The organism is Pseudomonas syringae group sp. 243L2 (genome assembly GCF_032587875.1).
Lineage (GTDB): Bacteria > Pseudomonadota > Gammaproteobacteria > Pseudomonadales > Pseudomonadaceae > Aquipseudomonas > Aquipseudomonas amygdali.
On sequence record NZ_JAWHPL010000017.1, the window covers coordinates 234,464 to 248,010 of the forward strand.

General features: G+C 60.8%; 13 protein-coding genes. 7 read left to right on the forward strand and 6 right to left on the reverse strand.

Going from position 1 to position 13,547, the window contains the following annotated elements; translation table 11 throughout:
* Positions 1–498, reverse strand: a complete 498-nt coding sequence (locus tag RYB66_RS10150; protein ID WP_005732254.1) for a DUF6231 family protein — start codon at positions 496–498, stop codon at positions 1–3.
* 218 nt (positions 499–716) lie between these two features.
* Between RYB66_RS10150 and RYB66_RS10155 the strand changes: the two genes are divergently transcribed.
* Together RYB66_RS10155 and RYB66_RS10160 are read left to right on the forward strand one after the other, a co-directional pair.
* Positions 717–992 carry a DUF1145 domain-containing protein gene (locus RYB66_RS10155; protein ID WP_005743221.1) on the forward strand — a complete coding sequence of 92 codons (276 nt, stop codon included), beginning with the start codon at positions 717–719 and terminating at the stop codon, positions 990–992.
* Positions 985–1,743 (forward strand): hypothetical protein, encoded by a 759-nt coding sequence (locus tag RYB66_RS10160; protein ID WP_002554817.1) that lies wholly within the window; start codon positions 985–987, stop codon positions 1,741–1,743. The genes RYB66_RS10155 and RYB66_RS10160 overlap by 8 nt, the downstream gene beginning before the upstream one ends.
* Positions 1,744–1,823: 80 nt before the next feature.
* On the opposite strand, the gene RYB66_RS10165 is transcribed toward RYB66_RS10160, so the two are convergent.
* From RYB66_RS10165 to RYB66_RS10175, 3 genes are all read right to left on the reverse strand, one after another.
* A complete protein-coding gene (locus RYB66_RS10165; protein WP_010200990.1) occupies positions 1,824–2,846 on the reverse strand; it encodes a purine-nucleoside phosphorylase in 1,023 nt (340 codons plus the stop codon).
* 26 nt (positions 2,847–2,872) lie between these two features.
* The gene (locus RYB66_RS10170; protein ID WP_369812041.1) at positions 2,873–3,781 is read right to left on the reverse strand and encodes a nucleoside-specific channel-forming protein Tsx; all 909 of its coding nucleotides are present in this window, start codon (positions 3,779–3,781) and stop codon (positions 2,873–2,875) included.
* Between the two features lie 228 nt (positions 3,782–4,009).
* Positions 4,010–4,474, reverse strand: a complete 465-nt coding sequence (locus RYB66_RS10175; protein WP_316892299.1) for a CopD family protein — start codon at positions 4,472–4,474, stop codon at positions 4,010–4,012.
* Between the two features lie 107 nt (positions 4,475–4,581).
* Here RYB66_RS10175 and dinG point away from each other — a divergent pair, with 107 nt between their 5' ends.
* The 5 genes from dinG to RYB66_RS10200 all read left to right on the forward strand — a co-directional run bounded on the left by dinG (position 4,582) and on the right by RYB66_RS10200 (position 10,841).
* Positions 4,582–6,726: an ATP-dependent DNA helicase DinG gene (gene dinG / locus RYB66_RS10180; RefSeq protein WP_002554813.1), complete on the forward strand. Its 2,145-nt coding sequence runs from the start codon at positions 4,582–4,584 to the stop codon at positions 6,724–6,726.
* Positions 6,727–6,837: 111 nt separating this feature from the next.
* A complete protein-coding gene (locus RYB66_RS10185) occupies positions 6,838–7,986 on the forward strand; it encodes a serine hydrolase domain-containing protein (RefSeq protein WP_316894336.1) in 1,149 nt (382 codons plus the stop codon).
* 153 nt (positions 7,987–8,139) lie between these two features.
* On the forward strand, positions 8,140–9,285 hold the full coding sequence (locus RYB66_RS10190) for an OmpA family protein (protein ID WP_316894338.1): 1,146 nt from the start codon (positions 8,140–8,142) through the stop codon (positions 9,283–9,285).
* A 296-nt stretch (positions 9,286–9,581) separates the two neighbouring features.
* The gene (pdxH, locus tag RYB66_RS10195; protein WP_004657510.1) at positions 9,582–10,229 is read left to right on the forward strand and encodes a pyridoxamine 5'-phosphate oxidase; all 648 of its coding nucleotides are present in this window, start codon (positions 9,582–9,584) and stop codon (positions 10,227–10,229) included.
* A 147-nt stretch (positions 10,230–10,376) separates the two neighbouring features.
* Positions 10,377–10,841, forward strand: a complete 465-nt coding sequence (locus RYB66_RS10200) for a glycine zipper 2TM domain-containing protein (RefSeq protein WP_004657512.1) — start codon at positions 10,377–10,379, stop codon at positions 10,839–10,841.
* A gap of 185 nt (positions 10,842–11,026) precedes the next feature.
* Here the strand turns inward: RYB66_RS10200 and RYB66_RS10205 are convergent, their stop codons facing one another.
* Complete coding sequence (locus RYB66_RS10205; RefSeq protein ID WP_005779327.1) at positions 11,027–12,640, reverse strand: NAD(P)/FAD-dependent oxidoreductase; 1,614 nt, start codon at positions 12,638–12,640, stop codon at positions 11,027–11,029.
* Between the two features lie 96 nt (positions 12,641–12,736).
* The gene (locus RYB66_RS10210; protein ID WP_002554808.1) at positions 12,737–13,417 is read right to left on the reverse strand and encodes a COG3650 family protein; all 681 of its coding nucleotides are present in this window, start codon (positions 13,415–13,417) and stop codon (positions 12,737–12,739) included.
* Positions 13,418–13,547 lie beyond the last annotated feature (130 nt).

Genomic DNA, 13,547 nt, shown 5'->3' on the forward strand with positions numbered 1-13,547 from the left:
TCACCACCAATACTTTCCAAAATTCTCCGGGTTGGCCCAATACTTCGCGTTCAGCCAGTCGGGCACCTGTTTGTATTCGCGCAGGTCGTAGGTGAACAGGTTCAGCACTTGTTCGTCGCGGGTGAAGCGTTCGCTGGATTGCAGGGCCAGCGAGAAAAAGTCGGTCTCCTGCCAGCCGCAGGCCTGCAAGTCGGCCAGCACCGCAATGCGGCTGGCGTTAAGGTTGCGGATACCGCCCAGCAGCTCCAGACCGGTGCGCTTGGGGATGTGCTCCAGGCAATCGACCACCAGCGCCAGGTCGAAACGTTGCGCCGCCAGATTTGCGGGCAGGGGGCCGGGTTCGGCCAGCGCCACCTCGGTCTGCGGGTGTGCTTCCTGAAAGGCTTGCAACGCAGGGAACGCCTGAGCGCCGATCAACAGCAGACGCTGGGGGGCGTAACGGTCGAGCAGGGCCGCCAGCGCTTGCTGCGGCGTGCGGGATGAGTAGCCGACGGTCATCGAAAGTCCTCTGGTTGACTGACAAGACTAGCCTGCCGGACCCGCTCTGAACAGCCGTCAGTATCAGGCGAACGCCCACAGACTGACGACAACGATCTATGCTTGATCTTTTTCAATACACTGCTGGCATATTCGGCGTACAGCACGTCTACTGTGCGGCGACGAAAAGCGCGCGCAGACTGCGCTTTCGTAACGGATCATGACAAGGGGGGCAGGCGATGAAGGTGTTTTGGGGGCTGGGAAAAATCTTGATGCTGGGCTTCTGGCTGGTAGTCCTGGCCAATGCGATTATTGAAGCGCCCAGCCCGTTTGGCGTGATGATCGACATGGCCGGTGCCGTACTGTTGTTGACTCACTTGCTCGAACTGATCCTGTTCAACGGCAGCCTGCGCGGTCGCAGGCATCCCTGGCGCGACCGGGGCAAAATCATCCTGTTCGGCATTTTTCATGTTCAATCCATCGGCCGTTCGGCCACAGGGCACTCTCATGCGTAAGCTCGTTCTGCTGGCAGCACTGTTCAGCCCTCTGGCCATGGCTCAGGCGATTATTGTCGCGCCACACTCGCTCATGCGTCTGCCTGGCAACAGCAGCGTTCTGCAGGTCGAGCGCCTTGAAGTGGCCGACTACGGCACCCTGCTGATCCCGGCCGGTATCGATGACGTGAAGATCGGCGAACTGGTGCTAGGGCACGAAGCGCGGATTGCCATCGTCCCCGGTGTACAGGCGTTCAACCTCGTCGTGGTGCATGGTGAATTCGGCACCGGCAGCCAGATCACTGCGCGAGGCGCTCCGGGTACCTTCGAGAAGCCGGCACTGCCGGGGCGCAACCTGACCCTGCGTCTACAGAGCCTGAATGCCGAACAACTGTCGATCGATGCACGCGGCGGCGCGGGCAGTCCAGGCTACGCCGGGCTCGATGGCGGCACGGGCGAAGAGCCAGGCTGTACCTGGGGCCAGGCTGGGCGTGGTTACAACGGCGATAGTGGCGGCAACGGCCACGACGGCGCAGCAGGTGCGCAGGTTCGTCTGGAGCTGCCACAGAGCTTTCCGGCCGAACGTATCAAGGTGAATGTTGCGGGTGGCGCGGCAGGCAAGGGCGGTGAAGGCGGCAAGGCAGGCAAGGGCGGCGCTTCGAAGGGCTGCATCGTCTACCGCGCGGACGGCGGCAAGCCAGGCAGACCGGGCGAACCCGGCCTGCCTGGTGTTGCAGGGCCCGCGGGCAGTTTGATTCTGCAGCGCCTGTAATCTTCAACAGCTGTCATTCTTGAGAGGCAGCCCGGATCAGGCGCAAGGCCACGATCCGGGCAGTCATTACGGCAGCGCGCTTACTGCGGTACGCCTTTTTCCCAGTTCTTCCAGTCGCCGACAATGGCCTGCACCAGCGGATTACCGGTGCGGTACAGGTTTTCCAGTGCCGGTACGAAGGCACCCTGGTCGGCATACTTGAGCAAATTGTCCACTTCGCTGTAACCCGGATACGGACGGTCGAAATCGGAACCTGCGCGCACCACGGCCAGCCGGTTGACGTCTACCTTGCCTGCCTTGCTGGCTCGCAACAGGGCTTCGTACGTAGAGTTGTCCTCCTGCTGGGTGGTGCAATACACGCCTTTGCCGTCGGTCAGCAGCTTGGTCCAGACTTCCGCCCGCTCACTCAGACGCGTTCCGGAAAACCACGTGTTGCCCGCCAGCGTATCGCACTGCGTCACCTGCGGCGGCTGATTGGCCGGGGCGTAAGGGTACTTGACGCGCCAGGCGGCGGATTCCTTGCTCTCGCTGAGCGTCACTTTTTGCGACAGGGCGAAGGCCTTGGCCTGAAGTTTGGGGTTCAGCTCGAAGACTTCAGTCTTGTAGTCCAGCGGCGGCTTTTCGTTCGGACCTTTGGTGTTGATACCCAGGTAACCGGTCGGCCAGTCCTTGGGCACGTCGCGCGAATCGATTTCCCACTGCGTGCCGAACTCCACCAGATAATGCGCCCACGCAGTGGTGCCGAGCGTGCCGTGGTGCGGGTTGATGCCGGCAATGCCAGCAACGATGAAGTAGGTCTTGCGCAGATCGAATTGCGGCGACAGGGCCAGGGCCAGAGTCGATGCTGCGGCATTGGTCTGACCCATGCCGGTGACCATCAGGCAGACGTCCTGAGCGTTGCAGCGGATGGCCGGATACTCGGCGGCAAGGCCGGGCACCTGGATCTCCTTGGTCAGATGCAGCCGGTCGATCCAGTTCTGCGCTTCGGGCGCAAACATGGCGACCAGCATGACCTTGGGCGTGACTGGCGCGGTGGCTGCCCAGAGGGCAGGGCTAAGCAGGGCCAGTGTGGCGCCAAGTGTGTTGCGGGTGATGTGTTTCATGAAAACTCCTGTCGTCATAATCAGTTTCAGAACTGGTAACCCACGCCTGCGTAATATCCCCAGCCGTCGGAGCGCGCACGGAAGTTGCCTTCGCCGAAGTTCAGCTCGCTGCCGTCCTGCCAGTTGCCGCCGTTGTGGAAGTAACGACCCACCAGGGTGAAGCGCAGGTGCGTGAAGGCGTAAAGCAGCACGTTGGTGGCGACTGTGGAGTTGCCGGTGCGTGCCGGATCGTTCTTGAGGTCCGAGCCGAAATCGAAGTTGGTGAAGCCGATGTACGTCAGCGAAGCGCCGTTGTCGAATTTGCTGATCGGTACGATGTATTTGAGCTGGGCGCGATAACCATCCCATGAATATTCGTTGCTGGCACCGTAGTTCTCCCACTGGTAGCGGCCATAGAAGTTGGCCGACAGATTGACCCGCGAGTGGGTGTCGATGTCAGTGCCAAGGCCGCTGTACAGGGTGTTGGCACGGTTGGCCGAGTTGCTGCCGTGGTCGTAGATCCAGTCAAAGGCGACGTACCATTCCTTGAACGGCCCGACGGCCAGACTGCGCCCGGCCAGATAGTCGATGGAGATACGTGGCTCATGCTCCATGAACAATGGCGAGCCATGATCCCAGACGCCTTTGTCATTATCATTGCCGATGCCGAGGATCTTCGGCACGTCGACATAGCCATAGAGCTCAAACGGCCCCTTGCGGCCGAAGTACTCGTACTCCAGATAAATGTCATCGTTGGGCTTGGGGCCGAAGCTGATGTCCTTGCTGCCGATCAGCGTCAGGTCCTGGTTGAACCAGTCTGAAAAGTACGCGCCTTTGCCTTCCTTGGGCGAGGCGGGCGGGCTGAGTGCTTCGCCTTGAGCCGAGTCTTCGGCAGCGGGCTGTGCCAGGACGCTGGTGCATGGCAACGCCGCAGCGGCGGCGAACAACAGAGGCATGAGGAATCTTGAGGGCGTTGCGGATCGAGTGAATGGCGGCTGTGGCATTGAAGCTCCTTTTCGTGGGCGCGTACTGCTGATCGCAAACGTTTGCACAGCCCATGCCAAAGTGTTTCAAGATGTTGAATGGCTTGGATATCAGGCACAGAAGATGACCGATCGGGCAGGAAACTGCCCGCAAGCTGTGCGCAGTGTCACCGCCAGTGCCCCGCGATGTTCCGTTTTGCCTCAAAGGCCCGGACGGGCGGCTGCCAATATCACCACTGCCAGGCCGATAATCAGGTTGATTCCGACCAGCCGGCGAATGTGACCGAGTGCTGCTGCGCCTTCGGCCCATTGTTCGGCGTCCACGGCGCGACGCAACTCCGGCAACTGCAATGAATGGATACGCAGGAACAGCGCAACCATCACCACGTACAGGCCCATCATGATCTGCACATAGCGCGGCGCAGTTTCAAAGCCGGTGAAGTTCAACTGGATCATGCCGATGCCGGTAATCGGCAGCAGCACCACGGCTGCCCAGACCCAGACGAAGAAGCGTCGAAACACCTGGACCCACACTTTCAAGCGAGAAGGGCCTTCAAGTGCTGCAATGACTGCTGGACGCAAGACCATCCAGGCGAAAAACATCCCGCCAACCCACACCAGGGCAGCCAGCAGATGCAGCGTGTAGACAGTAGAAAAAGCGGTCATCGGACACTCCGTTCTGCGCGGATGGATTTAGCACGCTATGATAGCGCCCACTCAGAACTACTGAAAATTTATCCAGCCTTTTTAGCCGTGCCCCCGAACCGAAGCCAATGATCAGTACCGAACTCAAAACCCAGATCCAGGGCGCCTACTCGCGTTTCCTCGAAGCCAAGAGCCTCAAGCCACGCTATGGCCAGCGATTGATGATCGCTGAAGTTGCCAAGGTGCTGGGGGACATTGACACCGATGAAGAGGGCCGTCGTTCGGGCGATCCTGCGGTAGTGGCCGTCGAGGCCGGGACGGGCACCGGCAAGACCGTGGCGTATGCCATCGCGTCGATCCCCACCGCCAAGGCGGCAGGCAAGCGGCTGGTGATCGCCACCGCGACCGTCGCCTTGCAGGAGCAGATCGTCTACAAGGACCTGCCGGACCTGATGCGCAACAGTGGTCTGAATTTTACCTTCGCGCTTGCCAAGGGCCGCGGCCGTTACATGTGCCTGTCGAAACTCGACGCGTTGCTGCAGGAGAGCGACGCGACCAACGCGACTGCGCAGCTTTTCGAGGAAGAAGGCTTCAAGATCGAGGTCGATGAAGCCAGTCAGAAGCTGTTCACCAGCATGCTGCAGAAGCTGGCGGGCAATAAGTGGGACGGTGATCGCGACAGCTGGCCTCAGGAACTCGCCGATCAGGACTGGGCGCGGCTGACCACCGATCACAGCCAGTGCACCAACCGGCATTGCCCGAACTTTCAGCAGTGCGCTTTCTATAAGGCGCGCGAAGGCATGGGCAAGGTTGACGTGATTGTCACCAACCATGACATGGTGTTGGCGGACCTCGCGCTGGGCGGCGGCGCCGTGCTGCCCGACCCGCGTGACACGCTGTACGTGTTCGACGAAGGCCATCACCTGCCCGACAAGGCCATCGGCCACTTCGCTCATTACACCCGACTGAAGTCCACCGCTGACTGGCTTGAACAGACAGCCAAGAACCTCGCCAAGCTGCTGGCCCAACACCCGCTGCCCGGCGATCTGGGCAAGCTGATCGAGCAGGTGCCGGAGCTGGCCCGCGAGATCAAGGGGCATCAGCAGTTCATGTTCGGTGCCTGCGAGCAACTGGCAGATTTCCGCGCCGGTGAAGACATGCAGGGTCGCGAGCGGCCCCGTCACCGCTTTGTCGGCGGTGTGATCCCCGAGCACATCCGCGAGATGGGCATCGAGCTCAAGAAGGGCTTTGCGCGCCTGGACGACCTGTTCACGCGCCTGACCGAGCTGCTCAAGGAAGGCATGGATGGCGAAGTCAACATCGGTATCGCCAGCCATCAGGCTGAAGAGTGGTACCCGCTGTTCGGCAGCCTGCTGGCCCGCGCCCACGGTAACTGGGAACTGTGGACCGCCTTTACCGCCGAAGACCCGGAAGACAGCCCGCCCATGGCGCGCTGGCTGACCCTGGCCGACAGCGGTGCAATGTTCGATATCGAGGTCAATGCCAGCCCGATCCTGGCGGCGGAAATGCTGCGTCGCAACTTGTGGAACATCGCCTATGGGGCGCTGGTGACTTCTGCGACACTGACCGCGCTGGGCAAATTCGACCGCTATCGCATGCGTGCGGGTCTGCCCAAAGGGGCTGTTACCGCCGTGGTGCCAAGCCCGTTCCATCACGCCGACGCTGGTGTGCTGCGCGTGCCGGACCTCAAGGCCGACCCGCGTGACTCGGTGGCCCATACCGCAGCGATCATTCGCGACCTGCCCGGGCTGGTGGAAGGTTCGCGAGGCACGCTGGTGCTGTATTCGTCGCGCAAGCAGATGCAGGACGTTTTCGACGGCCTGGACCGTGACTGGCGCAAGCAGGTGTTCATCCAGGGCAACCTGTCCAAACAGGAAACCCTCAACAAGCACAAGGCCCGCGTCGACAGCGGCGAGTCCAGCGTACTGTTCGGACTGGCCAGCTTCGCCGAGGGTGTGGACTTGCCCGGTGCGTACTGCGAGCACGTGGTCATCGCCAAGATTCCGTTCGCGGTGCCGGATGACCCGGTCGAGGCCGCTCTGGCCGAGTGGATCGAAGCGCGTGGTGGCAACCCGTTCATGGAGATCGCCGTGCCGGATGCCTCTTTGCGTCTGGTACAGGCCTGTGGCCGCTTGCTGCGTACCGAAGAGGACCGCGGCACTATCACGTTGCTGGACCGACGTGTCGTCACCCAGCGTTACGGCAAGGCGATTCTCAACGCATTGCCGCCGTTTCGCCGCGAGATTTCCTGAATAACAGCTGTCGGTTGACTCGGGTCTGTTCCCAAAGCGCCCGATCGCTGGAACAATATGCGCCCATTCGGCCTGTCATCAGGCCCAGTACCGTCAGTCAGGAGTCAGCCGTTGCAGATCCAGGGTCATTACGAACTTCAATTCGAAGCAGTACGTGAAGCCTTTGCGGCGCTCTTTGACGACCCTCAGGAGCGCGGCGCTGCCTTGTGCATTCAGGTCGGCGGCCAGACCGTCATTGATCTGTGGGCGGGCACGGCCGACAAGGACGGTGCCGAGGCGTGGCACACCGACACCATTCTCAACCTGTTCTCCTGCACCAAGACCTTTACCAGCGTGGCGGTATTGCAGCTGGTTGAAGAAGGCAAGTTGAAGCTGGACGAACCCGTCGCCAGGCTCTGGCCCGAATTCGCCGCGGCGGGCAAGGCATCGATCACTTTGCGTCAGCTGCTCTGCCATCAGGCCGGTTTGCCTGCGCTGCGCGAGCAATTGCCTGCCGAAGCGCTTTACCAGTGGGACACCATGACGGCGGCGCTGGCGGCCGAAGAACCTTGGTGGACGCCGGGGCAGGGTCACGGTTACGCGGCAATCACCTATGGCTGGCTGGTAGGCGAGGTGCTGCGTCGGGCCGACGGTCGAGGCCCTGGGGAATCCATTGCCGCGCGTATTTCTCGCCCGCTGGGGCTGGATTTTCATGTGGGCCTGGCTGATGACCAGTTTCATCGTGTCGCCCATATCGCGCGCGGCAAAGGCAATGCCGGTGACGACGCTGCCCAGCGCGTGTTGCAGGCGACGATGCGTGAGCCGGCTTCGATCACTGCCAAGGCGTTCACCAACCCGCCGTCGATCATGACCAGCACCAACAAGCCGGAGTGGCGCCGCATGCAGCAGCCAGCGGCCAACGGCCACGGCAATGCGCGCAGTCTTGCCGGTTTCTATAACGGTTTGCTGGATGGCAGCCTGCTTGAAGCAGACATGCTCAACGAGCTGACCCGTGAGCACAGCCTCGGTCAGGACAAGACTCTGCTGACCTCGACCCGTCTGGGCCTGGGGTGCATGCTTGACCAGCCGACCGTTGCCAACGCGACCTATGGTCTTGGCCCCAAGGCGTTTGGCCATCCCGGGGCAGGCGGTTCGGTCGGGTTCGCCGATCCTGATTACGAGGTCGCTTTTGGCTTCGTTACCAACACCCTGGGGCCGTACATTCTGATGGACCCGCGTGCGCAGAAACTGGTCGGGATCCTGCGTGAGTGTTTGCAGTAAGTATCGGCCATAAGTGCTTGTTTCATACCGACTGTCAGTTAAATGGCTGTAACAGGAACCGTACGACGGTTTCTTTTTCCAACTGCATCTTTATGCATGTTATACCGGCGTAGTCACGTCCTTCTGTCTGATCAAAACCGTTGCGGGTTATCCATGTCGTCTAATAAAAGCCTCGTTCTCGCCCTGTGTATCGCCGTTACCGGCTGTGCTCAAACCCCTCAATCCGACTCTGCTGCAACCGGAGGCCATTGGTGGCAGTTCGGTTCAGGCAGCGAGTCTGCTGATGCAGGTACTGCTGCAAAGGCTCCGGCACCAAGCCCGGCACCTGCTCCGGGCGCCAAGGCCGCTGCGGCACCAGCAGCACCTGCCGCTGGCGCTGAAAACAGCGCGCCTTGGTACTGGCCGTTCGGCTCGAAAGATAACGCGCAGGCCAAACCTGATGCCGTGGCCGACAAGCCTGCCGACAAGCCGGCTGCGCCTGCCTTGGTAGCCAAGTCGGAAACCGACAGCAAGTGGTGGTGGCCGTTCGGTAGCGAGGGCAAGAAGGACGAGCCTAAAGCGCTGCCGATGCCTGATCCGAAAGTGACCCAGGCCTGGCTGGACGAGTACGAGCCGCGTCTGCGCGCTGCAATCAAGGACAGCCCGTTCCAGCTGGAGCGTCGCGAAGACCTGCTGGCAATCACTGCACCGGTCGACAGCTCGTTCAACCCTGACCGTCCTGCGATGCTGCTGCCCAACACGCTGGGCCCGATCACGCGACTGGCCAAGGTGGTCGAAGGCGATCAGAAAACTGCCGTGCTGATTCTCGGTCATGCCGACACATCGGGGCCTACCGAAGCCAACCAGAAGATCAGCCAGGAACGCGCGCAGTCTGTTGCCGCGATTTTCCGTCTCAGTGGCCTGGAGCGTAATCGTCTGAGCCAGCGTGGGATGGGTGCCGTGATGCCACGTGCCGCCAACGACAGCCTGCAAGGCCGTGCACTCAACCGTCGTGTTGAAATCCTCATGACGCCGCAGGACACCATGCGCGCGCTGATGGCCCGTTATGCGTTGCCGCCGGTTGCTCCAGTCATGGTTGCCACCCAGGACGTCAAGCCAGTAGCGCCAGCACCTGCTGCCGCGCCTGCCAAGAAAGCCGCCGTGGCGAAGAAAGACACTGCCAAGAAAGCGCCGGCCAAGGCCAGCACTGCCAAAAAGGCCGCGCCTGCCAAGACCACTGCAGCAGCTAAAAAACCGGCAGCGACCAAGGCCCCGGCCAAGGCGCCCGCCAAGAAAGATGACAGCCAGGCCAGTAACTGAGGCCTGGTTACCTCACGACTTTCGTCTTCACGCTCCGCGCTTTGCGTTGTGCACAAGTCCTGAATAGCCCGAAAAACAAGGCTTTCAGGCTTCTGCCCGGAGGGCGTGGGAGCGAACTTGTTCGCGAAAAGGTCGGTACAGTCTCCGAAACGTATCGTCTGAATCACCGTCTTCGCGAACAAGTTCGCTCCCACGGCCTTCGGCCAGAATCAAAAACGAATGTGTGATAACGGCGAGCGCTGAGCCTCGTAACGAGAGTTAGCTAACGTTCATGATATCTGCGCAGGAATGAAACCATGACTCAGACCCTGGCCGACATGCGCCGTGATTACACCCGCGACGGGTTGACCGAAGCGCAATCACCGGACGAGCCCTTCGCGCTCTTCCATACCTGGTTTGACGACGCTGTAAAGACCGAACAACCACCTGTCGAGGCCAATGCCATGACCCTGGCAACGGTTGATGAGCAAGGACGTCCGCATTGCCGTGTCTTGCTGCTCAAGGGGCTGGACACGCAGGGTTTCACGTTCTTCACTAACTACGAAAGCGCCAAGGGCCAGCAACTGGCTGCACGTCCATTCGCGGCCATGACGTTCTTCTGGCCAACGCTGGAGCGTCAGGTGCGTATCGAAGGCCGGGTCGAGAAAGTCAGCGCGCAGGAGTCCGATGCTTATTACCAGGTGCGTCCTCTGGGCAGCCGTTTGGGGGCTTGGGCCTCACCCCAAAGTCGCGTGATCGCAGATCGTGACGAGCTGGAAGGTCTGATCAGACAGACGGAACAACGCTTCGCAGACACCCAGCCACACTGCCCCGAGCACTGGGGGGGCTACCGCCTTTTGCCTGAGCGAATCGAGTTTTGGCAGGGTCGCTCCAGTCGACTTCACGACCGTTTGAACTATCGTTCGGTAGACGGCAGGTGGACGCGCGAGCGCCTTGCGCCCTGATTGAATTATTCGTCCGGGCCATCGTCTGAGCGTTATGCAGGTGGGCCGCTGTATGCCGCCTGAATGAACTTAAATTGCAGGATCGGGGCCGTGACAGCACCTTTGTCAGGTAGTCTAATGGCCACTGATTCCTCTGGAGATTCCCTTATGCGCAAGTCCGCTCTTCTGGTTGCTTCGTTCACTGCCATGGCATTGATGCTGGGCGGCTGTGCCTCAAACCTGACCGGTGATTCCTATTCCCGCGATGAGGCCAGGACCGTACAGACCGTCCGTATGGGCACTATCGAATCCTTGCGTCCGGTTAAAATCGAAGGCACCAAGACGCCGATTGGCGGGGCTGCGGGTGCGGTCGTCGGCGGCGTAGGTGGCAGCGCCATCGGTGGCGGTCGCGGCAGCATCGTGGCTGCGGTAATCGGCGCGGTGGCCGGTGGTCTGCTGGGTTCAGCGACCGAAGAGGGCCTGACCCGTACGCAGGGTGTTGAAATCACCGTGCGTGAAGACGACGGCAGCATGCGTGCCTATGTGCAGCAGGTTCAGGAAAACGAGATTTTCCGTGTCGGCGAGCGCGTACGCATCATGAGTGTCAACGGCACAAGCCGCGTCACTCACTGATTTGCAGCACCGCACAGCAAAACCCCGAGCCGCAATGCTCGGGGTTTTTTATTGCCAGGCGTGAATATCGTGCCAATGCTCACGAATACGATGTATCGAACGCCCTATTTCTTGGGGGTGTCGCGGCCTCTTCGCGAGCAAGCTTGCTCCCACAAGACTTATGTATAACGATGGTCATTCTGAGGTCAGCCCTCAATCCCCAGCATGTCCCGCACCAATGCTTCGGCAACCCGAATGCCGTCTACGCCAGCCGAGAGAATCCCGCCCGCATAGCCAGCGCCTTCACCGGCTGGGTAAAGGCCTTTGGTGTTCAGGCTTTGCAGGGTCGGTCCGCGGGTAATGCGCAGCGGGGCCGAGGTACGGGTTTCGATGCCGGTCAGCACCGCATCGTGCAGCGAGAAGCCTTTGATCTGCTTGTCGAACGCAGGCAATGCTTCACGAATGGCTTCAATGGCAAAGGCGGGCAGGGCGTCGGCCAGGTCCACCAGTTTCACGCCCGGCTTGTATGAGGGCTCAACGCTGCCCAGTGCTGTCGAGGCCCTGCCAGCGATAAAGTCGCCGACCAACTGCGCCGGCGCTTCATAACTGCTGCCGCCGAGCAGATACGCATGAGACTCCAGGCGTTCCTGCAACTCGATACCGGCCAGCGGGCTGCCGGGGAAATCCTGTTCCGGAGAAATACCGACCACAATGCCCGAGTTGGCATTACGCTCGTTGCGCGAATACTGGCTCATGCCATTGGTGACCACGCGCCCCGGCTCTGAAGTGGCGGCTACGACAGTGCCACCAGGGCACATGCAGAAACTGTAGACCGAGCGACCGTTGCTGGCGTGGTGCACCAGTTTGTAGTCAGCTGCGCCCAGCTTCGGGTGCCCGGCGTATTTGCCCAGCCGCGCGCGGTCGATCAGCGACTGCGGGTGCTCGATACGGAAACCCACCGAAAACGGCTTGGCTTCCATGAACACGCCACGGCCATGCAGCATGCGGAAGGTGTCGCGGGCACTGTGGCCCAGCGCCAGAATGACGTGCCGGGATTCGATCTGCTCGCCACTGTCGAGCTGGACGCCCAGCAATTGGCCGTCCTCGATCATCAGGTCGGTCACGCGCTGCTGAAAGCGCACTTCGCCGCCCAGCGCTTCTATCTGATGGCGCATGTTCTCGACCACGCCAGTCAGGCGGAACGTGCCGATATGCGGCTTGCTGACGTAGAGGATTTCTTCCGGTGCACCGGCTTTCACGAACTCGTGCAGCACCTTGCGGCCAATAAACTTCGGGTCCTTGATCTGGCTGTAAAGCTTGCCGTCAGAAAAGGTCCCGGCACCGCCTTCACCGAACTGCACGTTGGACTCGGGGTTGAGCACGTTTTTGCGCCACAGCGCCCAGGTATCCTTGGTGCGCTGGCGCACCTCGGTACCACGCTCAAGGATGATCGGCTTAAAGCCCATCTGCGCCAGCAGCAGCCCGGCAAAGATACCGCATGGGCCGAAACCCACGACGATCGGGCGCTCTGTCAGCCCCTCGGGAGCGTGACCGACCACTTTATAGCTGACATCAGGTGCCGGGCCGACGTGGCGGTCATTGGCCAGTTTGCGCAGCAGTGCCTGTTCATCACTGACCTGAAAGTCGATGGTGTAGATAAAGCACAGCTCGGATGACTTTTTGCGCGCGTCGTAACTGCGTTTGAAGAGGGTAAAGTCCAGCAGTTCGCTGCTGTCGATGCCCAGGCGCTGCAAGAGTGCAACGCGCAGGTCTTCTTCCGGGTGATCGATCGGCAGCTTGAGTTCGGTGATTCGTAACATTAAGGGGTCCAGTTTTCGGGCCGCAGATTCAGCCCGACAGCACTACAAGACCGGCGATTATAAGCGCTGAACCCCTTTGGCGGCGAGCCTGCCTGATCACTCGTCGCGCGAACCGCCATAATAACCGCAGCCACGCTGGGCCTGGCCGTTGATACGCAGTTCGGCCGTCAGGTGTTGTACCGAGCCATTGACGCTGTCAACGCAGCGTTGTGGCGCCACCCAGATCTCGATGCGCTGGTTGTTGGCTTCGCTGCTGACGCTGAAGCTGCCGTCGGGCAGTTTCTCTTCCACGTAAGGCAAGGCAAGCGGTGCAAGACCTTCGCGCTCCAGCACCATGCCCTTGCCACTGACGTTGACGTTCCAGGCGGGTTTATTGCCATTGACGTGCAAGGTCAGACGTTTGAAATTGGCGTCTTCACAGGCCTGGCCGGGACGCTCGACGCGGTACAGCTGATGCAGGTCCAGCTGACCATCGCTGTTGGCCGCTTTGCTCGCAGCAAAGTTACCGCGCAGATCGGCGAATACCGTGCCCTTGCTGTCTGCCAGTGAAGCAGCTTCCTGCAAGATGCCGGTATTGCCGCGATCCTTGACCACATAGCGCCGCTGCTCGTTGCACGGTTTGAACAGCAACTGGCCATTGCTGCCCGTCAGGTCGCCCTGCATACGGAGCATGCCTGCCGTGGAAACCTTGGGTTCCTCGGTCTGTTTGCCGAGCAGTTGGCACCCGGCGAACAGTGGCAGAAGGGCAAATACGAGGACGGAACGGGCAGCAAACATGGTGTGGTCTCCAGACAAGTGTCGCCACGTTACTCAGACTGGAGGTGCATCACAAGGGGGAACGGCCAGACCTGCGCCGCAGTGTGACGCGGAGCGTCACGAAAGGCATTACCACGCAGAGCGTGGTAAT